Annotated in this window: 24 protein-coding genes; 3 read left to right on the top strand and 21 right to left on the bottom strand. The window is 67.9% G+C overall.

Annotation, left to right across the window (positions count from 1 at the left end; genetic code table 11):
- Positions 1 to 71 precede the first annotated feature (71 nt).
- The 9 genes from HD592_RS05245 to HD592_RS05205 form a co-directional block, all read right to left on the bottom strand.
- Positions 72 to 3,428: an alpha-L-fucosidase gene (locus HD592_RS05245; protein ID WP_184452392.1), complete on the bottom strand. Its 3,357-nt coding sequence runs from the start codon at positions 3,426 to 3,428 to the stop codon at positions 72 to 74.
- A gap of 402 nt (positions 3,429 to 3,830) precedes the next feature.
- Entirely contained in the window at positions 3,831 to 4,445 is a 615-nt protein-coding gene (locus HD592_RS05240) for a response regulator (protein WP_154478774.1), read from the bottom strand.
- 131 nt (positions 4,446 to 4,576) lie between these two features.
- Positions 4,577 to 5,296, bottom strand: coding sequence for a ribonuclease III (rnc, locus tag HD592_RS05235; RefSeq protein ID WP_154478605.1), 720 nt, complete (start codon positions 5,294 to 5,296; stop codon positions 4,577 to 4,579).
- 2 nt (positions 5,297 to 5,298) lie between these two features.
- Positions 5,299 to 5,847, bottom strand: a complete 549-nt coding sequence (locus HD592_RS05230) for a YceD family protein (RefSeq protein ID WP_154478776.1) — start codon at positions 5,845 to 5,847, stop codon at positions 5,299 to 5,301.
- Complete coding sequence (locus tag HD592_RS05225; protein WP_184452391.1) at positions 5,840 to 6,553, bottom strand: hypothetical protein; 714 nt, start codon at positions 6,551 to 6,553, stop codon at positions 5,840 to 5,842. Before HD592_RS05225 ends, HD592_RS05230 begins: the two co-directional genes overlap by 8 nt.
- A 45-nt stretch (positions 6,554 to 6,598) precedes the next feature.
- Positions 6,599 to 7,069 (bottom strand): pantetheine-phosphate adenylyltransferase, encoded by a 471-nt coding sequence (gene coaD / locus HD592_RS05220; RefSeq protein ID WP_154478609.1) that lies wholly within the window; start codon positions 7,067 to 7,069, stop codon positions 6,599 to 6,601.
- Between the two features lie 40 nt (positions 7,070 to 7,109).
- Positions 7,110 to 7,682 (bottom strand): 16S rRNA (guanine(966)-N(2))-methyltransferase RsmD, encoded by a 573-nt coding sequence (gene rsmD / locus HD592_RS05215; RefSeq protein ID WP_184452390.1) that lies wholly within the window; start codon positions 7,680 to 7,682, stop codon positions 7,110 to 7,112.
- Positions 7,683 to 7,698: 16 nt separating this feature from the next.
- Complete coding sequence (locus HD592_RS05210) at positions 7,699 to 9,855, bottom strand: ATP-dependent DNA helicase RecG (protein ID WP_184452389.1); 2,157 nt, start codon at positions 9,853 to 9,855, stop codon at positions 7,699 to 7,701.
- Entirely contained in the window at positions 9,855 to 11,519 is a 1,665-nt protein-coding gene (locus HD592_RS05205; protein ID WP_184452388.1) for a hypothetical protein, read from the bottom strand. Before HD592_RS05205 ends, HD592_RS05210 begins: the two co-directional genes overlap by 1 nt.
- Positions 11,520 to 11,740: 221 nt before the next feature.
- On the opposite strand from HD592_RS05205, the gene rpmB reads away from it, so the two are divergent.
- Positions 11,741 to 11,932: a 50S ribosomal protein L28 gene (gene rpmB, locus HD592_RS05200; protein WP_184452387.1), complete on the top strand. Its 192-nt coding sequence runs from the start codon at positions 11,741 to 11,743 to the stop codon at positions 11,930 to 11,932.
- Between the two features lie 444 nt (positions 11,933 to 12,376).
- On the opposite strand, the gene thiL is transcribed toward rpmB, so the two are convergent.
- From thiL to hisD, 12 genes are all read right to left on the bottom strand, one after another.
- Positions 12,377 to 13,381 (bottom strand): thiamine-phosphate kinase, encoded by a 1,005-nt coding sequence (gene thiL / locus HD592_RS05195; protein ID WP_184452386.1) that lies wholly within the window; start codon positions 13,379 to 13,381, stop codon positions 12,377 to 12,379.
- Between the two features lie 32 nt (positions 13,382 to 13,413).
- Positions 13,414 to 14,271: a TrmH family RNA methyltransferase gene (locus HD592_RS05190; protein ID WP_221437818.1), complete on the bottom strand. Its 858-nt coding sequence runs from the start codon at positions 14,269 to 14,271 to the stop codon at positions 13,414 to 13,416.
- Between the two features lie 4 nt (positions 14,272 to 14,275).
- Entirely contained in the window at positions 14,276 to 14,656 is a 381-nt protein-coding gene (gene rplT, locus HD592_RS05185; protein WP_154478619.1) for a 50S ribosomal protein L20, read from the bottom strand.
- A 26-nt stretch (positions 14,657 to 14,682) separates the two neighbouring features.
- A complete protein-coding gene (gene rpmI, locus HD592_RS05180; RefSeq protein ID WP_154478621.1) occupies positions 14,683 to 14,877 on the bottom strand; it encodes a 50S ribosomal protein L35 in 195 nt (64 codons plus the stop codon).
- A gap of 43 nt (positions 14,878 to 14,920) precedes the next feature.
- Entirely contained in the window at positions 14,921 to 15,610 is a 690-nt protein-coding gene (gene infC, locus HD592_RS05175) for a translation initiation factor IF-3 (RefSeq protein WP_184452385.1), read from the bottom strand.
- A gap of 466 nt (positions 15,611 to 16,076) precedes the next feature.
- Positions 16,077 to 16,838, bottom strand: a complete 762-nt coding sequence (locus HD592_RS05170; protein WP_184452384.1) for an SseB family protein — start codon at positions 16,836 to 16,838, stop codon at positions 16,077 to 16,079.
- Complete coding sequence (gene priA / locus HD592_RS05165; RefSeq protein ID WP_184452383.1) at positions 16,835 to 17,572, bottom strand: bifunctional 1-(5-phosphoribosyl)-5-((5-phosphoribosylamino)methylideneamino)imidazole-4-carboxamide isomerase/phosphoribosylanthranilate isomerase PriA; 738 nt, start codon at positions 17,570 to 17,572, stop codon at positions 16,835 to 16,837. Before priA ends, HD592_RS05170 begins: the two co-directional genes overlap by 4 nt.
- A gap of 63 nt (positions 17,573 to 17,635) precedes the next feature.
- On the bottom strand, positions 17,636 to 18,271 hold the full coding sequence (gene hisH / locus HD592_RS05160; protein WP_184452382.1) for an imidazole glycerol phosphate synthase subunit HisH: 636 nt from the start codon (positions 18,269 to 18,271) through the stop codon (positions 17,636 to 17,638).
- A 3-nt stretch (positions 18,272 to 18,274) separates the two neighbouring features.
- Complete coding sequence (locus tag HD592_RS05155) at positions 18,275 to 18,970, bottom strand: hypothetical protein (RefSeq protein ID WP_154478627.1); 696 nt, start codon at positions 18,968 to 18,970, stop codon at positions 18,275 to 18,277.
- A gap of 67 nt (positions 18,971 to 19,037) precedes the next feature.
- On the bottom strand, positions 19,038 to 19,649 hold the full coding sequence (hisB, locus tag HD592_RS05150; RefSeq protein WP_184452381.1) for an imidazoleglycerol-phosphate dehydratase HisB: 612 nt from the start codon (positions 19,647 to 19,649) through the stop codon (positions 19,038 to 19,040).
- The gene (locus HD592_RS05145) at positions 19,646 to 20,791 is read right to left on the bottom strand and encodes a histidinol-phosphate transaminase (protein WP_184452380.1); all 1,146 of its coding nucleotides are present in this window, start codon (positions 20,789 to 20,791) and stop codon (positions 19,646 to 19,648) included. The genes hisB and HD592_RS05145 overlap by 4 nt, the downstream gene beginning before the upstream one ends.
- Positions 20,788 to 22,122 (bottom strand): histidinol dehydrogenase, encoded by a 1,335-nt coding sequence (gene hisD, locus HD592_RS05140; protein WP_184452379.1) that lies wholly within the window; start codon positions 22,120 to 22,122, stop codon positions 20,788 to 20,790. The genes HD592_RS05145 and hisD overlap by 4 nt, the downstream gene beginning before the upstream one ends.
- Positions 22,123 to 22,220: 98 nt before the next feature.
- Here hisD and HD592_RS05135 point away from each other — a divergent pair, with 98 nt between their 5' ends.
- On the top strand, positions 22,221 to 22,454 hold the full coding sequence (locus HD592_RS05135; protein ID WP_184452378.1) for an RNA-binding S4 domain-containing protein: 234 nt from the start codon (positions 22,221 to 22,223) through the stop codon (positions 22,452 to 22,454).
- Between the two features lie 176 nt (positions 22,455 to 22,630).
- Positions 22,631 to 23,647: a hypothetical protein gene (locus HD592_RS05130; RefSeq protein WP_184452377.1), complete on the top strand. Its 1,017-nt coding sequence runs from the start codon at positions 22,631 to 22,633 to the stop codon at positions 23,645 to 23,647.
- Positions 23,648 to 23,671: the final 24 nt, after the last annotated feature.

Here is a 23,671-nt window from a genome sequence, read left to right as displayed (position 1 = left end):
GATGGATGCCCCGCCCCGTTCATGCGACCCGCCTCGCCCTCAAGCGGCTGGCGCGGGTCGTGCTCGCGTCCTCACTTCCTGCGACGAGACACGGCGAGGGCCCCGGCCAGTGCGAACAGGCCCGCGATTCCCACGAGGGCGCCCGTCTCGGCGCCCGTGGCGGCGAGCGTCGAAGCGGAGGTCTTCCCCTGAGACGCCGGCGGGACGACGGGGGCCGGCTGCGACGCCGCCTTCTTGACCGTCAACGCCGCCTCAGCACTCTTGCCCTTCTGAGTGAGAACCACCTTGTGAGCACCAGGAGCCAGATCCTTCGGCACCGTGAAGGTGAACGACACCTTGCCATCAGCACCCGCAGGCTTCGACCCGATCTTCACCGGATCCGAATGCAACACGGCCTCAACCTCAACACCGGGAACAAAACCCGAACCCGAAACAGTGACCTCGTCACCCGCGACAACCGACGCCTTGTCCACAACAACGCTGAACACAGGCTCAGCAGGATCCGGAGTCGGATCAGGGTTCGGCTTCGGCTCAGGATCCGGCTTCGGCTCAGGATCCGGGTTCGGCTTCGGATCAGCCGCCTTCACCTTCACCACGATGAGACCCGACTCCGCAACACCCGCCGAATTCGTCGCCTTCAGCATGAACTGAGCACCATCCGTCGACTCGTCGAAGGAGAGGGAGAAGTCGGGGCCCTTCTCCTCGGTGATCGCTTCCCATTCCCCGGTGCCGGCAGGCTTCTTCCACCACTGGAGTTCCGGATCCGGGGTGCCCGTGACCGTGGCCTTGAGATCGAGGATCTTGCCCGCAGGGGCGGTCACCGTCCGGGACTGACCGTCACCGGCCATCTCGACATCGCTCATGTCTTCGGAATCCACCGCAATCGGGGAGATCGTCGGAGCCACGCTCTTCACGATCGGATCACCGAAGACCTCCACCTCAGCCAGAGCCAGCTGAGCATAGGGGCCGGGAAGCACGACGCGGACGAAACGCGCTTCGGCTCCATCAAGAGCGACCGTGGACGGATGTCCACCGACGCCCTCGACCTTCACGGCCTTCACGCCCTCGGGAATCTCACCCGCAGCAGGGTTGAAGTCAGAGGCGAGCTCCTCCTTCGAGGCGACCACCCAGAAGTCCTTCAGACGCTGATCGCAGGTCGTGTAAGAGCACTTGTCCTGGGAGGAACGATTCCACACGTCGACGGTCTTCAATGCGAATTCCTCGGTGAGATCCACCTGCCACCAGGCCACCTGATCGAAGCCCGTGTGGGACACGGAATTGTTGTCGAAGACTCCATCCGTGTTGCCGTCGTTCGCACGCGAGGGAACGCCGCCCCACGCGGTCGAGGACTGGATCGAGGGCTTCTCGAGGGCGAGATTCGCCGACTTCTCGAAGACCGTGAGGGTTGCGATCTCCGACGTAGTCGACCCCACGGAGTTCGTCGCCACCACGTAGTAGCGCGCTCCGTTGTCGGTAAGCGCAGCAGTGAAGGACAGACGCGAGGCGGTCTCGCCCTCGAGGGCAACGCCGTCCTGAGCACCCGGGGCGATCCGGTACCACTGGTAGGTCGCGGCGGGCCTCGATGCAGCGGCGGCCGAGAAGAAGGCCTTCGCTCCGGAGGCGACCTCCGCGTCACGCGGCTGAGTCCTGAAAGCCGGCGCGGTTTCGGACAGCTTCTTCTCGAAGGCCTCGACCGTCAGCTCCGCGTCGCGCACCCCCAGGCCATTGGCGTAATAGGGGGGATTCGCGAGCTCGATGCGCACGCGCGTCACCTGATTGGGCGAGAGCGACAGACCGTCCCCGAAGGGACCCGCTGCGATATCGGCGCCGGAAAGCACCATTTCCTTGTCCCCGAAGGTCACCTTGTACTCGGTCTCCGAGTCGAAGGAGCCTTTGAGCGTGAGCTGCACATCCTCATAGCTCTTACCGGAGCGATCCACGATGTAGGCATCGCGCGCGACAGCGCCGTAACGGGAGTTAGCGGAATTCAGTCCCCTGATAGCGGAGGCCGGCACGACCCCGAGTCCGTTCTCGAGCTCGACGGTGGCGGTCGACACGTACCGGGGGGCTTCACCGAAGGAGACCTTGATGACAGGAAGAACCTCGTCCGGCTTCTCCCCCGCCATCTTCACGGTGAGGGTCGTTCCCTCCTGAGTGAATTCGAGGGGGCTCCCCTTGCCGTCGATCGTCACGGCAGTGGCCTTGGACCCGACGCCCTCAAGCACAAGGGAGTCACCGTCCGTCCAGCTCCTCGGGAAGAAGTAGAGATCATTGCCCTTCGTGGTGATGCGGCCCCAGCGGGGGATCGGGAACCAGGTGGCCTTCGCGCCGGTGATCGCATCGGGATGACGCTTCATCCAGGCGCCGATGCCGTCGAGCACCTTCGTATCGAAGTCGTCGAAGGAGCCATCGCCCTTCGGGCCGACGTTGAGATCGAACTGGCCCCCGCCCGAGATCGTCGTGACGAGCTCGCTGGTGAGGTTGCGAACCTTGTACCCGATATTCGACTCCGAGCGATCAGCCCGTCCATCGGAGCAGTAGCTCCAGCAGCTCGGGAAGATCGAGAGGATCGACTCCCAGGGACCGACGCGGAAATCGCTCGGCACGTGGTTGTCACCGCCGACCTCGAAGTCGCCCTTGTCGTTCCAGACGCGGGAATTGACCATCGTCGCGGGCTGCTTGTCATGCACCCACTTCGCCATGCGCGCCGACTGATCCGGCGTCGGCCCTCCCATGTCGAACCAGAACTCGGCGATCGGGCCGTAGTTCGTCATGAGCTCGTCGATCTGAGGCTTGATGATCTTCGTCATCATCTCCTCGGTGATCGGGTTCTGGTTCCCGTAGGGCTCGGCCTCGTGCTGGGTCCAGTCGATGATCGAGAAGTAGAAGGCGAGTTTGATGTCGCGCTTGCCGCACTCGTCGGCGAGCTGCTTCATCGGGTCCTTGGCGAAGGCGGTCTTCTTCACCACGTTGAAGTCCGTCGTCTTCGTGTCCCACATGGCGAAGCCGTCATGGTGCTTCGTCGTGATCATCACGTACTTCATGCCGGTGTCCTTGGCCTTCTGACACACGGCGCCCGCATCCCACTTCTCGGCCTTCATCTTCGCGGCCTCAGCGAGATAGTCCTCATCCGAGATCTTCATCCAGGCCTTGATCTGCTCCGGATAGCCGATCCGCTGCTGTTGCCCCTTGAAGCTGCCCTCGAACATCGAGTAGACGCCCCAGTGCATGAAGAGACCGAACTGAAGATCCTGCCAATCGGAGATCTTCTCGACCGGAGAATTCGGCACTGCCGCAGGAACACCGATCACCGGGGCGGACGAGTCGGGAGGCGCCGCCGCCGGCACCGCAACCGCCGGGGAGACGAGGCCGGCGCACGCGATCGCCGCCGCCGACAGGCCTCCCACGATGGATTTCTTGAGGTTCACCTTCGCACCTTTCGAAACGTGCCTCGCCGACCGACCACAGTGTCGATCGAACATCGATAAGGCACTGTCACGTTATCGAGGGAAAGGCCCAGAAATACGGCCTTTTGTCCGCTCGAACGAGACCGCGCATGAATACCGGAAAAGCTTTCAACAGGTTTCCCTTGAGTTTCCAACAAAAGCGAAACGAAACAATTTCGCAAATATCATGAAATTGCCAAGCGAGGAAAACAATGATGTCAGGAACGCGCCGCGAGAACGCCTGCGGCCTTCAGCCATTCGGATCTAGCATTCGCCACCAGCCGCATTCAACGGGGAGAAGGCGAAGGACGCCCCTCGCACCACGCACGATTCGAGTCCCGACTCCTGTCCGAATCGGGGCTCGATCTGAAAGCGGGGTTCGCTCTAATTTCGCCAAGCCGCAGCGCGCTGACCGGCAACCCAGGCCGCGACCTGCGTACGGCGCTGAAGGCCCATCTTCGACAGGAGCGAGGTGATGTGATTCTTCACGGTCTTCTCAGCCACACCGAGCTTCTCACCGATCTCACGGTTCGACAGGCCATCGCCGATGAGCTCGAGAACCTTGCGCTCCGAAGGGGTCAGATCCGCAGTCGGATCATCATGATCCGCACGACGACGGGTGAGAGTGCGCTCATCGAGCAGGACACGACCGGCGGCGACGGCCTTCACCACGTCCGTGATCTCCGCTCCGCGCACGGTCTTGAGCACATAGGCGCGCGCCCCCACCTCGAGGGACTCGGCGAGCGCCTCATCATCATCGAAAGAGGTGAGAACGATGGGGAGGATGTCAGGATGCGTTAGAGCCAAGGACTTCATGATGTCGATGCCCGTACCGTCGGGCAGCTGGAGATCGACGAGGATGACATCCGGGCGCACGAGATCCGCACGGCGCAGAGCATCCTCAACCGTACCGGCCTCGGCCACGACTTCGAGCTCATCGGCCCGATCAACGATTTCAGCGATGCCGCGACGCACGATCTCATGGTCATCGACGATCATCACTCGCACGGGCGACGAATACAGGGCGTTCTCACTCACCCCGCCATCCTAGCGGGTCGAAGGTCCCCCAGAGTGAATGATCCGCCGTGTCCCGCCCGGGATCGACACGAAGGCAGCAGAGGGGACGACGCCTACGCGCCCTCGAGGAGACGCACCCCGGCCTCCGCAGCGGCGTTCTCCGCATGCTTCTTCGACGAAGCCCTTCCCTGCCCGATCGGCTCATCCCGGCCAGTCACATAGGCCTTCGCGGTGAAGACCCGGCAGTGGTCCGGCCCTTCTCCTTCGACGGCGTAAGAGACCTCGCCCAGGGACAATTCGTTCGCCCGCTCCACGAGAATCGTTTTCCAATCGTGATGCGCGCTCCGCGAAGACGCCCGCGCGAGGAGGAACTCCAGATTCGCGAGGACCACGCGGCGCGTCGGCTCCAAACCCCTCGTGAGGTACGTGGCCCCGATCAGTGCCTCGAAAGTATCCGAAAGGATCGAATCCTTGTCCCTGCCGCCCGAAGCGGACTCCCCCTTGCCCAAACGGATGAAGGACCCCAGATCGATGCGGCGCGCAGCACGCGCCAGAGGCTCCTGAGAGACGGTCGCCGCACGCATTCGCGAAAGATCCGACTCCGCAGAATCGGGATGATCGTGGAAGAGACGGTCGGCGATGACCACCGACAGAATCGCATCGCCGAGGAATTCCAGCCGCTCGTTATTCGCGATGCCCCCGGCCTCATTCGCATAGGAGCGATGCGTCAGGGCGCGCTCGAGCAGCTCCGGATCGATCTGCTCACCCCAAGCAGCGATCAGACCCTCAAGATCGGTGCGCGGCGGAACGGGAAGATGCTTCGCTCGTGCCATCCTCAGTCGGCCTCGATATCCGAATCCGGAAGAAGCGCGGCCAAGGAGGCCAAGCGCGGATCGATCACATCATGACGGTGATCCTCGGGGAGCTCGTCGAGCTTGACGCCGCAGCCCTGGCACAGGCCGCGGCAGTCCGGACGGCACAAAGGGCGCTCTTCGACGAGGGTGACGATCGAATCGCGCAGCAGCGGTTCAAGATCGATCGAATCATGCGGGCTGATCAGCAGCACTTCATCAGCCTCCGGATCCTCGTCCTCGGGAGGCGAATCGAAGTAGACATCGCAGGCGCGGATCTCATGATGCGCACTCACGGGGTCGAGGCAGCGCACGCATTCGCCCACGAGATCAACGGACGTGCCCACCGATACGAGGACCCCGGAATCAACGCTCGTCAGATCCACCGAGAGCGCGAGCTCAGTGGACGGCCGAACCGCCATCGAAGGCGTGCCGAGATCATCGGGAGCGACCCACACGCGATCCACGTGGTACGTCGACCCGATCTTCGCGGGCAGGGGCAGCAAAGAGACGGCGAGCGCGGAATCAGTCATCATTCAAGCCGATGTCCGTACGATCCTGGCCATGACGCTCGGCGAGCGTGCGCCGCCCGGCCTCCGTCTTGCGCTGAAGCTCGGCGATCAGGCCGGAGAGCTCGGCGAGCGACTTCTCGACGTAGTCGTCAGCGCCCTCGCGCAGGCGCTTCTCCTCACGCCGGGCCTCACCCACGATCTCGCGCCCGCGATCCTCCGCCATGCGCGTGATGTTCTCCGAAGCGACCAGACGCTCCGCCTGCGCATTCGCATCGACGAGGATCGCCTCGGCCTCCTTGCGCGCCTGGTCGACAGTCGTCTCGGCCTCCTCCTTCGCCTTCGCCACAGTGCGCTCGGCCTGTTCATTCGCCGTTCTCACGAGATGCGCGGCCTTCTCCTCGGCCTGCTCGACGGTCGACTGCGCACGGGCATTGGCTTCGGCGATCGTGGACTCCGCGGCCGAATCGGCGCGCCCGAGGACGGCGTCCGCATCCGCGACCACGGCATCGGCGGCCACCAGGTCCTCCGGGAGCGCCTCGCGCGCCTGATCGAGCAGGTCGAGGATCTCCGCGCGATTCAGCATGATCGACGCCGAAAGAGGAACCGCCCGCGCCTGCTCGACGAGCGCCTCGATCTGATCGAGAGCGGCGATCACGGTCGACGGACCGTAAACGGTGTTCTCCTCCCAGGTCGCGTCGGAACCGACCGGCTCTTCAGGATTCGACATCTTCAGCTCCCTTACGATTCTCCGCGATCACCGCGACTCAGCTTGTCAACCATTGTTCCGCAAGAAGGGCATGATCGCGGTCGGAACATACCGGGAGACGTCCAATCCGAGCCCCATCAACTCGCGCACCACGGAGGAGGAGACGACCGAGAGCTCCGGACGGGCGGGGATGAGGACCGTATCGATCCCCCCGATGTCGCGGTTCACCACCGATTGGGGGACTTCGAAGTCGAAATCGGCAGCGGTGCGGACGCCTTTGACGATGATCTCGGCGCCCGCCTCGCGCGCGCAGTCGAGCAGGGCGCCCGGCATGCTAACGACGCGCACTCCCTCGACGCCCTCCAGGGCTCGTTCCACCATCTCGACGCGCCGGGGCTGATCGAAGAGGTAGCGCTTCGCCGGATTCACCCCCACGGCGACCACCAGTTCATCAACGAAGCCCAAAACCCGCGTCACGACGTCGACATGACCGATGGTGATCGGATCGAAAGAGCCCGCGAAGAGCGCTGTTGTCATGCGAACAGCATAGGCTCCGAAGCGCCTGCGGCGCTAAGGCTCAACGCCCCTCGAGGGGCGCGGGCCCTGCGAACCAGGCGAGCGTCTCACCCCATCGGCGTTCATCCTCGAGGACGAGGAAGTCCGGCCACTCCGGCTCCGGCGAGCGCGACGAACGCTCCACGACGACGAGGGCATCCGGGGCGAGCCACGGCCCCAGCAGGGCGAGCGCCTCGGCCAGCTCCTCCTCGGGGAGGTCGTAGGGCGGATCCACGAGGACGAGATCAACCTCGCCGACGAGAGGCCGGCCCTCACGGGCCGAGAGGAAGGACTCGACCGAGGAGCGCCTTGCACGGGCCGGAAGGCCCGTCGCGCGAATGTTCTCGGAAAGGATCCTCGCCGCACCCGGCGCCTTCTCCACGAGCTCCACGCTCGCGGCGCCGCGCGAGGCCGCCTCAAGCCCGAGGGCCCCCGTGCCCGCGTAGAGGTCGAGGACCCGGGCGCCGTCAAGCATCCCCATGTGCTCGAGGCGCGAGAAGAGGGCCTCTCTGACGCGCTCCGAAGTCGGTCGCGTCCCCTTCGGCGGAACCTTGAGCACGCGTCCCTTCGCGATGCCGGCGACGATTCTGGTCATGGCGACACTCTAGGCCTTAGGAGCGCGAGATCCACGCCAGGTCGCTCCGCCCGGTCCGGCGGAGCTCGGCCGCCAGCAAAGGATGATCGACGAGGCCGGGATCGGCCTCGATGAGACGGATCGCCTCGGTGCGCGCGCGCCGGATCAGCCCCGCATCGCGCCTCACCGACAAGAACCTCAGATGAGAGCCCCCGCCCGACTGATCGGCGCCCAGCACATCCCCCTCGCGGCGCAGCTCGAGGTCCTTCTCCGCGAGCTCGAAGCCGTTCGTCGTCGCCGCGAAGGCCTTAAGACGCTCCATCGTCCCCGGACCGAGATCGTGGCGGTGCACCGCCATGCACAGGCTCGCCCGCTCCGAACGCCCGACCCGCCCCCGCAACTGGTGCAACTGAGCGATCCCGAACTGCTGGGCGTCGAGGATCACCATCATCGTCGCCTCGGGGACGTCGACCCCGACCTCGATGACGGTCGTCGCCACAAGCAGCGGCATCTCACCGCCGGAGAAGGCCTCCATGATCGCGGCCTTGTCGACCTGGGAGGTGCGCCCCGTCAACTCCGCGATCCCTTCAGGATCGACGACGCCCGATCCCCGCAGAGTCTGCGCAACAGCGCTCACCGAAGCCAGGGGCGGCCGCTGCACCCCCGACTCGTCAGGATCCGCATCGTCGACCTCATCGCCCTCGTCGATCCTGGGGCAGACGACGTACACGCGGCCGCCCCCGGCGATCTCCTCAGCCGCCCGCTCCCACAAGCGCCCCATCCACTGGCCGTTCGCGGCATCGACGAGGAAGGTCTCGACGGGCTTGCGCCCCGGCGGAAGGCCCTCCATGCGCGTCTCCTCCAAATCCCCGAAGACCGTCATCGCGACCGTCCTGGGGATCGGGGTCGCCGTCATCACGAGCTGGTGCGCGGCCCGTCCCCCGGCGAAGGTCCGAAGGCGATCGCGCTGGGCCACGCCGAAGCGATGCTGCTCATCGACCACCACCACGCCCAGATCCGCGAAGGACACCGATTCTTGGAGCAGCGCGTGCGTGCCCACGACGATCACGGGCGCGCCCCGGGCCATGAGTCCATTGATCTCCCGACGCGCAGCCGAGGGGGTCGCCCCCGTGAGCAGACGGATATCCACCTCGGCCCCATCGACGAGGACGCCCTCGACCAGCGATCGCATCGAAGCCACGTGCTGAGTCGCGAGAACCTCCGTCGGCGCCACCAGAGCCCCCTGATGCCCGGCGTCGACGGCCGCGAGCAGGGCCGCGAGCGCCACGACCGTCTTCCCCGCGCCCACATCCCCCTGAAGGAGGCGCTGCATCGGGCGCGTCGATGCTGTGTCCTCCAGGATCTCCCCCAGCGCCGCATCCTGCGAGGCGGTCAGGGCGAAGGGCAGGGCCTTGATGAAGTCGTTCACCGCCCCCGCCCTCGGGCACGAGGGCGCGAGGAGCGAGTGGGCGCCGAAACGACGGCCCGCGAGCACGCATTCGAGGAGGAAGGCCTCCTCCAGCGCCAGAGCCCGTCGCGCCAGCCGAGCCTCCTCATCGCTCCCCGGACGATGCAGCATCCTCAAGGACTCCAGACGAGAGGGCGCCTTCCAGGAGAGGCGAAGCGCGTTCGGCACGGGATCGGGCACGTCACCGGGTGCCAGTGAGTCCAAGAGCATCCCGACTGAGCGCCCCACCATCCAGGAGGTCACGCCCTTCGCCTGCGCGTAAATCGGAATCGGCCGCTCCGTCTGCGCACGCGCCGCCTCCGCATCGTCGTCCATGCCCTCGAAGCTCGGATGGGTCAGTGTCAGGGCGCCCCGATACGCGCCGACTTTGCCCGCGAAGAGGAAGGAGGCCCCCGGGACGAGAAGCCGCGCGTGCGGAGCGAGCTTGTGCTCCGAGGAGGCGAAGAAGGTCGCGTTCATCCTCGAAGACCCGTCCGTCAAACGGACCTCGAGCCGAACGCCCGGCCTCGAGCGGTTCGGCACGAGCGCCGCGGACTCCACCTGGGCGAGGATCGTCACGTCCTCGCCCTCGTGGAGCAGCGACATCGGGGTCAACGCGCCCCAGTGGTAGTAGCGGCGCGGCGCGTTGAACAGCAGATCCTCGACCGTTTCGATGCCAGCCTTCGCCAGTTTGCGGGCGGTCGCGGCGGGCAGGCGCAGGTTGAGGGGCGCATCGAGGGCGCTCATCACCCCACCGCCTGCAAGAGGGTCCCCGAATCCTGACCCCCGTCGATCACTTCGAGGTCGGGCCCTTCGACGGGCTCGTCGAGCATCGCCTGGCGCGCGCCGTACACGCCGCCGAGCATCGATCGCTCGCCGCCCTCGTGAACGAGGATCTGGCGCACGAGGGCGACGAGGTCCGGGCCGTCCGAACGGCACAGCAGGAGCCTCCACGCCTTCGGTTCGAGGCTCATGAGAGCCGACACCGCGGCCGCGATCCCCGCAGTGTCCCCGTCGATCCTCTGAGTGCGCACCGATGAAAGGGCGGATCGGGCGGAATCGGCGAGGATCTGGGCCATCTGATCGCGAACGGCCGCACCGCCCGGCTGGGGGACGAAGGAGCCCGCGCACTCGTGGGCGACCTGGAAAGCGCTCAAGTCGTCGCGGCTCCCGGCCACCATGACCCGCGTGCTCGCCTCCTCCGGGCCCTGACGGCTCAGCGCCTCGGAAACCGCCCCGCCCAGTGCGGCCGAGGCCTCGTCGCAGGGGATGAACAGGGTCGCCCTCGTCAACGAGGCGCGCGCGAGGGCGGCGATGCCCGCACCGTCCTCGCCCGAAGGATCCAACAGGACCAGGGCGCCCGTCCGGGCCAGGTCCTCCACGAGCCCCGGAGCCCTCGTGCAGGCGAGCACGCGCGCGCGCTCCACGCGCCTGAGCGGGCGGCGCTCCAGGAGTCGCACCCCCCGGTGCGTGAGGATCTCATCATCCAGCTCGTCGACGCCGAGCTCCTCATCGGGCCGCGCGTCGGCGACCTGGAAGCGCAAGACCGCCCCTCCCCTTGGGCGCGCCGCCAGGGGGGCCGAGGTGTCGGCGTGGAGACGCCAGGTCCCGACGCCGAAGGGGTCCACGACGCCCACCAGGCTCACCCGCGCGCCCATCGCGCCGAGGGCTGTGACATGCGCCTTGGCGTCCTCGCGAGTCGCGCGCCACAGGACGTCTACGGCGAAGGCCCGCTCGGGAGCAGGAGGCGCGGGGCTGGGAGCACGCCCCTGCGCATCGGCGAGCTCGGACAGCATCCTCGCCAGTGACTCGAGCACCGAGGAGTCCCCTCCGACGGCCGCATCCAGGCACGCGAAGAGGATCGCGAACACCGACGCGCCCGGATCGATCCGCCCCGTGCGATCATCCGTCGCCCCGACCAGTCCCTCCTGGATCGACATCGAATACCAGGACACGAGGTAGGGCGTGCCCGTCAAGGTATCGCCCAGGTCCGCAACCGCCTCGCCGGCCGTCGCCACACACGCCGTGATCGCGGGCGAGGGCGAGACATCCAGCATCGGCCCCGTCAAAGCGGCCCTCAGCATCCGCCGCACCGCGACGGGTGAGGGCTCTGCCGCGCCGAGCTCGTGCGCCCAGGACGCGAGCAGAGCCGTCACGAGCATGCCGATGTGCCCGGAGGCCGACGACAGTCCCTCGGCGATCACGGCTTCGAGCCCCTCGGCGAAGGAGGCCGAGCCCTTGACTCGCGCGGCCGCCCGGGCCATCGCGGCCAGAGTGAGCGCCGCATTCGAACCCGTGTCGCAATCGGAGCCGTTCCAGCCGTCGAGATCGTCGAGGAAGCGCGACAGGGTTGCGCTCTCGCAGGCTGCCGCATCCAACGCCCGTGCGAGGGTCGAAGCATCGATCGTCACGGCCCCTCCTTCTTTTCGCCTCCCCCCATTATCCCCGCCCCACCGCGAATGCCCACTGCGCTCATGTGGGCGATCCGACAGGTCCGAGGGCGCGGGAAGACTTGGAGAAGCCCTCGCCGATCCGGTACTCTGTCACAGTTGCCTGCGGTGGCCCCCATCGCGTGGCGAGCATCCCGCGTCAGCGCGGGGTCGCAGGAAATCTGGAAACCGAGGAGATCATCGTGGCTGCCGTTTGTGACGTGTGCGGTAAGGGACCCGGCTTCGGCAAGAGCGTGTCGCACTCGCACGTTCGCACCAACCGCCGCTGGAATCCGAATATTCAGCGCGTTCGCGCTCTGGTCAATGGGACGCCCAAGCGCCTCAACGTGTGCACCAAGTGCCTGAAGTCCGACAAGGTGACGCGCGCGATCTGATTCGCGAGTCCCCGTCACGGTCCCGTTGATGGACCGATCCGGCCAAGACGCGGCCCGGAGGATCATTCCTCCGGGCCGCGTTCTTCGTGCTCCGGGATTCCTTCGCGCCTGGAGGCCTCCCGCCCTGGCGTCCTTCGCGCCCTGATGTTCCTCGCTCCCCGAGGAGCGAGGCGCCGCCCCGCCCTCGTCGATGAACGAGACAGCGGGACGGCGTCCAGAACCGTGCCCGGCGGGTCGATCAGCAGTCGATGTTCTTCGCCCGGGAGCTTCAGCTCCGTGGGGAGCGTACGGGTCTCCAGAACCGCGAGATCGGTGTCTTGCACGGGATGCGGGCACGAGTCCTCGAGGCTGCCCGAGACCGATCCGCGGGACTCGACGAGTCCACCGCAGCCTCGAGTGCAGCCTCCTTGAACTCATCGGTCGCCCTCGGCGTCAGGGCGGCGGTCACGACGGCTGGGAGCCCCGTCCCGCGAAGTGGTCCCACCCGCCCGTCACCTCGGTTCCGTCGAGGAGCAGCCCGGCCACCTCGCCCTCGCCGACGGCCCTGATCCGGCCGATCGGCCTAAAGCCCTCGGGCAGGCGCGCATCGGGGGCGAAAGCCGCGAGCATCCCGTGATCCTCTCCCCCGCGGATCACCCATTCGAGCGGATCCTTCCCGCATACGGCCCCGAGCCCCGCAAGGGGGGCGGCCTCCCTCAAGAGGGCCTCCCGGTCGAGTTCGATCACCACATTCGACGAACGCGCCATGCGTCCCGCGTCCTTGGCGATGCCGTCGGACAGATCCATCATCGCGTGCGCCCCCGCCGCCGCAGCAGCCGGCCCGGACTCCAAGGGAGGCTCGGGCGCTCGATAGGCGTCGAGGGCCTCGCCGAGCACTCCCCGACCGGCGGTATCGCGCAGCGAAGGATCAACATGCCCGCCGAGCAGCAGGTCCAGGCCGGCGTTGGACAGGCCCGCCCGGCCGGAGAAGGCGAGAACGTCACCCGGCACCGCCCCATCGCGCGTGACGGGCGCCCCCTCGCAGTACCCGATCGCCGTGATCGTGAGGACGGTCAGGGGCCCCCTGGACATATCGCCTCCGACGACCCCCGCCCCGGCGGCTCGCGCCCGGTCCCCGATGCCCCGCACCAGGGAGAGCATCCAGTCCAGTTCGGTATCGGCCCTCAAGGCGACGCCGACGACGAGGGCGGAGCAACGACCCCCCATGGCGGCGATGTCGGCGAGGTTCTGCGCGGCGACGCGCGCTCCGATCTGCTCGGGATCGGACCACGCGCGGTGGAAGTGCTCGTCCTCGACGATGAGATCGGTCGTGACGATGAAGGAGCCCTCGGGAGCGGCGACCTGCGCGCAATCGTCTCCGATGCCCAGGAGGGTGCGCTCGCCGCGCGGCAGCAGGTCGGCGAACTTCGCGATGAGCTCGCCCTCGTCGAATTCGCTGATGAGGGTCATGCCCTCAGGGTAGAGGAGTCGCCGGAGTCATTTCAGGCGCCGACTCGCCCGGAGCGCACCGTTTGCGAGGCGAAGAGGCACATCGCGGCGGCCGAAGCCACATTGAGGGACTCGGCGTCGCCGGTCATGTCGATGCGCACCAAGGCATCACACGCCGACAGCTCCTCCTCTGACAGCCCCTTGGCCTCATTGCCGAAAACCCACGCATGAGTGCCCGCCAGGCAGCCGCGCGCTTCAAGAGCCGCTGACAGCATGAGATTCGCCAGATCCCGAGATCCGGCCGCCCCGCTCGTCCCCAGCACCCGGCCGCCCCGCTCGTGCACCGAGCGGACAGCCGCATCGAAATCGGGGACCGCGATGACCGGCAGGTGGAACACCGAGCCGGCGGATGAGCGGATGACCTTCGGCGAATCGACTGCGACCGTGCCCGCAACGGCGATGACGGCGCTCGCGCCCATGGCATCGGCGGTTCGGATGATCGTCCCGACGTTGCCGGGATCGCGCCCCTGGGCGAGGATCACGAAGGTCTCCCCCGCCTCGGCCCCGCCGAATTCACCGCTCACGGCCTCTAAGCGCGCAACGGCGACGATCCCCTGAGAATCCGGGCTCATCGCATGAGCGACCTCGTCGGTCATCGTGTGCGTCCAGCGGGTCGCCGTGCGCGCCAGGGAGAAGATATCGCGATGGCGCTCAGCCGCCCTCTCGGACAGGTAGACGTCCTCGACGAAGGCCGAGCGATGAGACAGGAGTTCACGCACGGCCTGGGGGCCCTCGACGAGCATTCGCCCCGAACGTGAACGCGCCGAACGCCCGGTAAGAGCCGCCACCTTCCGCACGCGTTCCGCGCGGGGGTTGGCGAGCACCTCCGGGCGCTCAGCGAAAGCAGTCAAAACCTCAGGCCTTGGGGGCGTTGACGTCCTCGGGGAGGGCGTCCTTCGCAACCTTGACGAGGGCGTTGAAAGCGTTGATGTCGTTGACGGCGAGCTCGGCGAGCATGCGGCGATCAACCTCGACACCGGCAAGGCCCAGGCCCTGGATGAAGCGGTTGTAGGTCATGCCCTGCGCGCGCGAGGCGGCGTTGATGCGCTGGATCCACAGGCGGCGGAAGTCGCCCTTGCGCGCCTTGCGGTCGCGGTAGGAGTAGACGAAGGAGTGGGTGACCTGCTCCTTGGCCTTGCGGTACATGCGCGAGCGCTGGCCGCGGTAGCCGGAGGCCTGCTCGAGGACGGTACGACGCTTCTTCTTGGCGTTCACAGAACGCTTGACACGTGCCATGTTTCAGTTCTCCTTTTCCGGTCCGCTCACTTGCCGAGGAGTCGCTTGACGCGCTTGACGTCAGCGGTCTCCAGGACCTGGTCGGTCGCGAGACGACGGGTCTTGCGGGAGGACTTGTGCTCCAGCAGGTGGCGCGCGCCGGCCTGCTCGCGCATGATCTTGCCCGAGCCGGTCACGCGGAAGCGCTTCTTGGCACCGGAGTGCGTCTTGTTCTTCGGCATTCTTCTATTCCTTCTCTGTTACGCAGTCGATGAATCGACGGCGTCAGTTCTTCTCCGTGGAGGCGGCGCGCGCCTGATCCTTGCTCGCACGCTCGGCGCGCTTGCCGCGGCGCTCCTCGCGCTCGGCCTCGCGGCGCTTGCGCTGCTCGTTGAGCGCGTCGGCCTTGCGCTTGGTCGGGGCGAGCACCATCGTCATGTTCCGGCCGTCCTGGCGGGGCATCGACTCGACGGTGCCGAGCTCGGCGATCTCATCGGCCAGGCGCTGAAGCAGACGGACGCCCGCCTCGGGACGCGACTGCTCGCGACCGCGGAACATGATCATGACCTTGACCTTGTCGCCGGCCGAGAGGAAGCGCTCGACGTGCCCCTTCTTGACCGCGAAGTCGTGATCATCGATCTTCAGGCGGAAACGGATCTCCTTCAGCTGGGTGTTCGCCTGATTACGGCGAGCATCGCGAGCCTTCTGGGCGGCCTCGTACTTGAACTTCCCGTAGTCCATGAGCTTGGCCACGGGCGGCTTCGCGTCGGGCGCGACCTCGACGAGATCGAGTCCGGCCTCTTCGGCCAGGCGCAGCGCGTCTTCGACACGGACAACGCCGACCTGTTCCCCTCCGGGGCCCACGAGGCGGACCTCGGGGACTCGGATCCGCTCGTTGATGCGGGTCTCGCTGATGGGTGGCTCCTTCCACGGTGTTTCGCGAAGAGCGGCGAAAAAGCCTCCGGCGCTCTTCATGCGCACGGAGGCTCGACCTCGCGGCTCACGCACGAGGCGCTCACCGCTCGACCCGATCCCCTTTAACATCGCGCCATCGGCGCGGACCTCACGAATGAGGCGGGCATCCAGGTGGGAGGAATCTCCGCTTGCATTCCGGGCAGGCGCCCGGACGGTTCTGTTCAAGGTTATCAGCAGCCGTTGACGAGGGCGAATCCGCGCCGAACGCACCCGGTATGGGATCGGACACAAGGCGGGGCGGGGGCTTTAGGCGGCGCCTCGGGCGTCAAGACCTGCGACGCCCGAAGCAGAGCGTCAACAAGTCGGACACGCTCGAAGCTGATTCGAGCGTTTGCCCAGGTCAGATTCTGCTTCTGCACGAAAGTCTCGGACAGACGTCCGACTTGTTGCCAGCAGGAGGCCAGAAGGGCGGGAAGCCGGGAGGAGGGACACGGCGTCGCCACCGGCGGAAGGACGCGCGTGACGATCAGGCCGGATGCACGAGACGCGGGACGATCTCCACCCGATCGGCCGCGGCCGCGAGGCGCTTCGAGGAGACGATCCTCTGCGCGGCCCTCGTGATGCGGGCCCGCAGCGCCCCCTCCTCGACCGACGCATCCGCAAGGAGCTCGACTTGGACCACGCCCTCGCCCGCGTAGACCACCCGCAAGTCGACGACCCCCTCGGCTCCGGCGCCGACGAGCCCGCGGAGCTCGTCGAGCAGCTCGCCATCCCTCCAAGCGGGCAGCCAGGAATCCTTCTGCGCGAGCGCGGCCACCGCCGCACGGGGGATGAAGACCTCGGAACCGCCCGGATCCATGACGATCCGCCCCGCCGTCTCCACCAGGGCGACGAGGGCGAGCCTCACCGGGTCGAAAGCCATCGGCCGATCCGCCGGCCGATTCAGCGCGAGCGTCTGCTTCGAGGAGTAGACGACCAGGGCCTCACCCGCCCCGGTCCGGACCCGCGCGAAATCGATGTCCCCGTGCTTCGCTTCACCCCGCTCAGCATCGACGGGCCGGACGAGCGCGGCCTCGACCTCGACGGGCACGATGACGCGCTCGACCGCGAGCGCCGCGACGAGCGCCTCGAGGCGCGCCGCTCCCCCATCCGGGCCCGGATCGATCGAGAGCGCCGCGGCCGTGCGCGCGAGGACCGACCCGTCGTCGCTGCGATCCGAGCGCGCGAGCCCGAGGCGCTCGGCGAGCTTCTTGCGCTGCGCCTCATCCGGAGCCGGAAGACGCCTCACTTCGCCGACTCACCCGAAGCGACCGCGAGCGCCTCCGCCAGGGTGAAGGCCCCCGCATACAGGGCCTTGCCGACGATCGCGCCCTCGAGCCCCGCATCGACGAGCTCGCGCAGGGCCGCGATATCGGCCAAGGAGGACACGCCGCCCGAGGCGACGACCGCCGCGTCCGTCGCCGCGCACACGCGCGCGAGCAGTTCGATGTTGGGGCCCGACAGCATGCCGTCACGGGCGACATCCGTGACGACGTAGCGGACGCACCCGGCCTCATTGAGGCGCTCGATCGTCTCGAAGAGATCGCCGCCGTCGCGGGTCCAGCCCCGCGCCGACAGGGTCTCGCCGCGCACATCGAGCCCGACGGCGATCCGATCGCCGAACTCCTTGATGACGGCCTCGGTCCACTCCGGATCCTCCAGGGCCGCCGTCCCGAGATTCACGCGGCGCGCACCCGCCTCCAAGGCGCGGGCGAGCGAGGCGTCATCACGGATCCCGCCGGAGAGCTCGACGTTGATCGGCAGCTCCTTCGTGATCTCCATGAGGACAGGGGCGTTCGAACCGCGCCCGAAGGCAGCGTCGAGATCGACCAGGTGCAGCCACTGCGCACCCGCCTCCGCGAAGGAGCGGGCCGCCTCCAGCGGATACCCGTAATCCGTCTCCGTCCCGGCCTCGCCCCGGGTCAGACGCACGGCCTTGCCGTCGACGACGTCGACGGCGGGCAGGAGGATGAGACGCGACATGACGGACCTTTCGTCAGGAGGATGAATCGTCAGGGGGATGAAGCATTCGCCGAGCGCGGCGGATCACAGGCTCTGAAGCCAGTTGCGCAGCAGGTGCAGCCCCGCCTCGCCCGACTTCTCCGGATGGAACTGGGTCGCCACGAGGGGGCCGTTCTCCACGGCCGCCACGAAGCGGGAAGCGCCATGACACGCCCAGGAGACCAGGGGCGGGATCATCGGACCGGGGCCGAGCGCCTCAAGCGGGTCGGAGAGCACGCCGTAGGAGTGCACGAAGTAGAAGCGCTGATCGGCGATGCCCTCGAAAAGCCTCGAGCCCTCGGCGGCCTCGACCGGGGACCACCCCATGTGCGGCACCACCGGCGCGTCGAGGCGGCGCACCACGCCCGGCCACTGACCGAGGCCCTCGGCCCTCCCCTTCTCCTCCGAGGACTCGAACATCACCTGCAATCCCACGCACACGCCGAAGACCGGCCGAGAACCCGCCAGGCGCGCGTCGATGATCGCCGGCCCGTCCGCTGCGCGCAACTGCTCCATCACCGCCGCGAAAGCGCCCACCCCGGGGACGAGAAGCCCCCGGGCCTCCAAAGCCTCCGTGCGATCCGAGGTGAGCTCGACCCGCGCGCCCACATGCTCCAGGGCACGGCACGCGGACCTCACATTGCCCGAACCGTAATCGAAAACGACGACCTTGGGCCCCATCCGTCACCTCCTGCGCAGCCAGCCCATGGGACCGGGTCGCTTCCTCGTCGTGCCGTTCGCCGACACCGAATCGTCGTAATCCTCGGGCGTCGTCCTGCCCAGCAGCAGATCCTCCGTCGCCTGCGGCATCGATCCAAGCAGTAGGCCCGCGGGGATCGGCTCCTCCGGCGCCCCCGACACATAGCGCTGGGCCGTGATCCGCCCCGACACGCCGGGCTCGACGCCATCGCCCTCGACGAGCCAGGACATCATCGCCACCGCCCCGTACTTCGACAGGCGCGAGACGACGCGCGCGACCTCATCGACACGCGGCGGCATCGGACGCGAATCGGCGAGCAGCGCCTCGAGCTCGTCCTCATCCGTCGGCTTCGTCTCCACCGGGAGCCACACGGCCGTCCAGGGCTTGAGGCGCACGACCGCCTCCGAGATCCCCGTCAGCGCGAGCAGCGAATGCAGGGCCTCCGGCAGGGGGATCGGCGCGAGGACCAGGGCGACCGACAGGCGCCCGCCCTCCAGATGAAGCGACTCGTCGACCGGCCGATCATCCGGATCCTTCAGGTCCTCTTCGAAGGCCGCCAGTTCGGCGTCAAGACCCGCCCCGTCCCGGGATCCGGGAGCCCCGCCCGCGGCGCCGCCCCCACCCATGCCGGCGACGAGATCGCGGAACGCGGCATCGATATCGTCGTCGCGATCAGCCATGTTCGTCCCCGATTCTCGATTCTGCCCCGTCAGCCCACGCCGACCTTGGAGAATCGTATCGCACCGCTCAGAGCGCGCCCTTGGTCGAGGGGACGCCCTCGACCCGCGGGTCCGCTTCGACCGCGACGCGCAGGGCCCGCGCGAGCGCCTTGAACTGCGCCTCGACGATGTGGTGCGGGTCGCGCCCGTTGAGCACGCTCATGTGGAGGCAGATCCCCGAGTTGAAGGTCAGCGACTCGAGGACGTGCCGTGTCATCGAGCCCGTGAAATGCCCCCCGATGAGGTGGTACTCCTGGCCGGCGGGCTCGCCCTCGTGCACGATGTAGGGGCGGCCCGCGACATCGACGACCGCACGGGCGAGCGCCTCGTCGAGCGGGACGGTCGCATCGCCGAAGCGCCTGATGCCGCGCTTGTCGCCGAGGGCCTCCTTGAGGGCCAGCCCGATGCAGATCGCCGTGTCCTCGACCGTGTGATGGACATCGACCTCGATGTCGCCGGTCGCGCGCACCGTGAGATCGATGAGCGAGTGCTTCCCGAGCGCCGTGAGCATGTGGTCGTAGAAGGGCACGCCCGTCGAGACCTCGGTCGCCCCGGTGCCGTCGAGGTCGAGCTCGACGTGGATCGAGGACTCCGAGGTCGTCCGGTCGATGACGGCGGTCCTGTGCGCGGCAGTAGTCATGAGATGACCTCCTCGAGTGCGGTGACGAATGCGGCGGTTTCTTCGGGGGTTCCGATACTGACGCGCAGCCAGCCTTCGGGGCCGACGACGCGGATGAGGACGCCCCGCTCCACAAGGGCGTCGAAGACGGCGCGGCGATCCTCGAAGGGGCCGAAGAGGACGAAGTTCGCGTCCGAATCCACTGCCCGCAGGCCCATCGCCCGCAGGCGCTCGACGAGACGGTCGCGCTCCTCGCGGAGCGAGGCCACCTGGGCGCGCAGCTCATCGGCGTGCCGAAGGGCCGCCAAGGCCGCGGCCTGCGTGACGGCGGAGAGATGGTAAGGCAGGCGGACGAGCATGACGGCGTCGATGATCGCCTTCGCGGCGGTCATGTAGCCCAGGCGCAGGCCCGCCATCCCGAAGGCCTTCGACATCGTGCGGGAGACGACGAGATGCGGTGCGTCTTCGAGCAGTTCGAGCGCCGAGGGCGTGCCCTCCCTGCGGAACTCCGCGTAGGCCTCGTCGATGACGACGATCGTCGAGGCGGCTTCGCCGTCGACGAGGGGCCCGCTCTCCTCGGCGGCCTCGAGGATCCGCTTGACGTCGCCGAGCGGGAGCGCCGTGCCCGTCGGATTGTTCGGGCTCGCGAGGAGCAGGAGGGCCGGGCGTTCGCGCCGAAGGGTCTGCTCGACGAGCTCGAGGTCGAGCATGAAGTCCTTCAGGCGGGCCCTCTGGATCCAGCGGGTGTTCGTGTCGCGCGCGTACTCGTGGTACATCGAGTAGGTCGGCGCGAAGGACACCGCGCTCCGGCCGGGACCCCCGAAGGCCTGGAAGAGATGGAGCATCACCTCGTTCGAGCCGTTGCCCGCCCAGATCAGCTCCGGCGCGCGGCGCACACCGGACTCGTCGGCGAGGTAGTCGGCGAGCGCGCAGCGCAACTCCATGAAATCCCGATCCGGGTAGCGGTTGAGGCCCGCCGCCGCCCTCGCCACCGAGTCCGCGATGTCGGCGATCACCCCGGCCGAGGGCGCGTAGGGGTTCTCGTTGACGTTGAGGCGCGCCGCGACCTCCAGCTGGGGCGCCCCGTAGGGTTCGAGGCCCGCGAGGTCCTCGCGCAGCGGCAGGCGCCCGGCTGCGCCCTCGTCGATCCGCGCGGCGCTCATGAGGCGCTCCCCTTGCCCTCGCGGACCAGGGCCGCCGCGCCGTGAGCGGGAAGATTCTCCGCGTTGGCGAGGACGTCGAGGGCCGCCGACTGAGCGGCGAGGGCGGGCGCGGAGTACTCGACGACCTGCTGGGAGCGCAGGTACTGGGTGACGTTGAGCCCGGAGGCGAAGCGCGCCGTCCCCCCGGTCGGCAGGACGTGGTTGGAGCCCGCGATGTAGTCGCCGAGCGGGACGGGCGTGTAGGGGCCGACGAAGATGGCGCCGGCGTTCCTCACCCGCTCCGCGTCGGCCCGCGAGTCCGCCGTGTGCACCTCGAGGTGCTCGGCGGCGTAAGCGTCGACGACCGCGATCCCGGCGTCGACGTCATCGACGAGGACGATCCCGGACTGCGGGCCGGCGAGCGCGGTGAGGATCCGCTCGGTGTGCGTCGTCGCCCCCGCCTGGACGGGGATGAGGCTCTCGACCTCGTCGGCGAGCGCCGCCGAGGAGGTGACGAGGACGGAGGCCGCTGCCGGGTCGTGCTCGGCCTGGCTGATGAGGTCCGCGGCGACATAAGCCGGGATCGCGGTCTCGTCGGCGAGGATCGCGATCTCGGTCGTCCCGGCCTCGGCGTCGATGCCGACCGTCCCCTGGACGAGGCGCTTGGCGGCGGCGACGAAGATGTTGCCCGGGCCCGTCACGACGTCGACCGGCTCGAGGACGTCCTCCCCGTCCTCGACGCCGTAGGCGAAGGCGGCGATCGCCTGGGCGCCGCCGATGGCCCACACCTCGTCGACGCCGAGGAGGGCGCATGCGGCGAGGATCGTCGGGTGCGGCAGGCCGCCGAAGGCCTCCTGGGGCGGGGAGGCGAGCGCGATCGAGGGGACGCCCGCGACCTGGGCGCACACGACGTTCATCACGACCGAGGACGGGTAGACCGCCAGACCGCCGGGCACGTACAGGCCGACCCGCGACACGGGCAGCCAGCGCTGGGTGACGCGGCCTCCGGGCACGATCTCGACCTCCGCCGCGCTCGGGAGCTGCTGGACATGACCGGCCCGGTTGTGCGCGATCGAGGTTTCGAGGGCGGCGCGGATCCCGGGGTCGAGCTCCTCGAGGGCGCGCGCGATCGCCTCGGCGGGAACGCGGAGGCGGTCGGGACGCACGCGGTCGAAGCGTTCGGCGAGCTCGTAGAGGACGGGCGCACCCTCGGTCCTCACTCGCTCGATCAGCGGCGCCACACGGTCCGCCGCCTTCGCCGTGTCGAGAGCCGCCCTCGGCAGGACCTTGCGCAGCTCGGCGGCCGAAGGGCGTTCGCCTCTAAGATCGATGCGTCGCATGATGCCAGTCATGCGCCCAGAATAGGCGAAGGGCCCTTCGACAAGGGTCCGCGCCCACGCCCCGAACACTTCCGGACCGATGCGCGAGGACCGGGAGGAAAGGACCCCTCATGAGCGAAGCACCCGTCGTCGAGGTCAGCGGCGTCATCCGCCTCGGACAGTTCCTCAAGCTCGCGAACCTCGCCGAGGACGGGGCGCTCGCGCGCGAACTCGTTCAGGGCGGCGACGTCCTCGTCAATGGGGAGGTGGAGACGAGGCGGGGGCGCCAGCTCGCCGACGGGGACCTCGTGGAAGTCGACTCCCCCGCCGGGCGCTTCTCCGCCCGCGTGCGCCGCCTCGACTGATCCACCGAGGTCATCACCTTTCTCCCTCGAGGTCATCACTTTTCTTCACCGAGAGGATCCCGTCGGCGGGAAAACCCTCAAGCTCAGGTATCCACACCCTTTCCGCCGGAGCGCCGAATGCACAGGCCGGCGCCCGGCGATCCGGTGCTCCGCTTCTCGGAGGGCAGTCTGGGCGCATGGACCTCCTCGCAACGCCGAACGCCACCGACGCAGCCCCGTTCCCCACGCGCTTCCGAAAAGGCCGATTCCTCGACATTCCCGCGGAAGCGGAATGGTGGGAGAAGGATGAACGCCTCCACCGAGCCAGACTCCTCGACGTCGCCCGCCGGAGCACTCAAGCGATCGCCGTCCTGCAGTCGGCCGTGATCCTTCACGGCGGGTCACTCAAACATCCGCCGAGGCAAGCGCATATTCACGCATCGTGGCATCGCAAGCCGATGAAGACCACCGGTCCTTCCTTCTTCGCCCTCAGTCCTCGCGAGCGACGAGAACGCCTGGCCCGGCGTCCCGTCGTCAACCACCGCATGGAACTCGATGAGGATCAGCTGATCATCATCGACGGGATCCTCACAACCGATCTCCTTCAAACCATGGAGTTGGCCGCGCGATTCCTCGCACCCGACGACGCGCTCATCGCCCTCGATTCGCTTCTCGCCATAGCGGTAGAACGCGGCCCCCATTGGCGCGACGACCGCCCGTCACTCGAGCGCAAGGCGCGCGTCATCCTCACCCGGATCCTCCGCTCCCTGGAGAAACACCGAGGACAGCGGGGGTACCGTCAGGCCCGGGAACTGCTCGCAGTCACCACTGCGCTCGCCGAATCCCCGTTCGAAAGCGAGATGCGCAGGATCGCCCTCGCGGCGGGTTATTCGCGGATCGAACCCCAAGTTGAAGTCCGAACGCGCGTCGGCGTGCGCTGGGTCGATCTGGGGATCCCGGGAGTGCGGCGCGGCATCGAGATCAATGGCGCGATCAAGTACGAGGGCGGGGCCGGAAGACTTCAAAGGGAGAAGGAAGCGGCTCGTCGCGTGGATCTCGCGGAGGTCGGATTCACGGTTCGTGACGTCGACGCCTCGGCCACTGCGGATGTGCCGCAGATGCTCAAGCTGCTCGACGAGAGTTTTCCGGAGCAGCGCGACCTGCACGGGCGGGCGGCGCTGTGGACCCCGGCTGAGCGCGCAAGGTTCCGTTGAATCTCCTGCCGGTCATCGCCTCGC

It is taken from the genome of Schaalia hyovaginalis (assembly GCF_014208035.1).
Classification (GTDB): Bacteria; Actinomycetota; Actinomycetes; order Actinomycetales; family Actinomycetaceae; genus Pauljensenia; species Pauljensenia hyovaginalis.
This window is presented reverse-complemented; position numbering and strand designations above follow the sequence as displayed.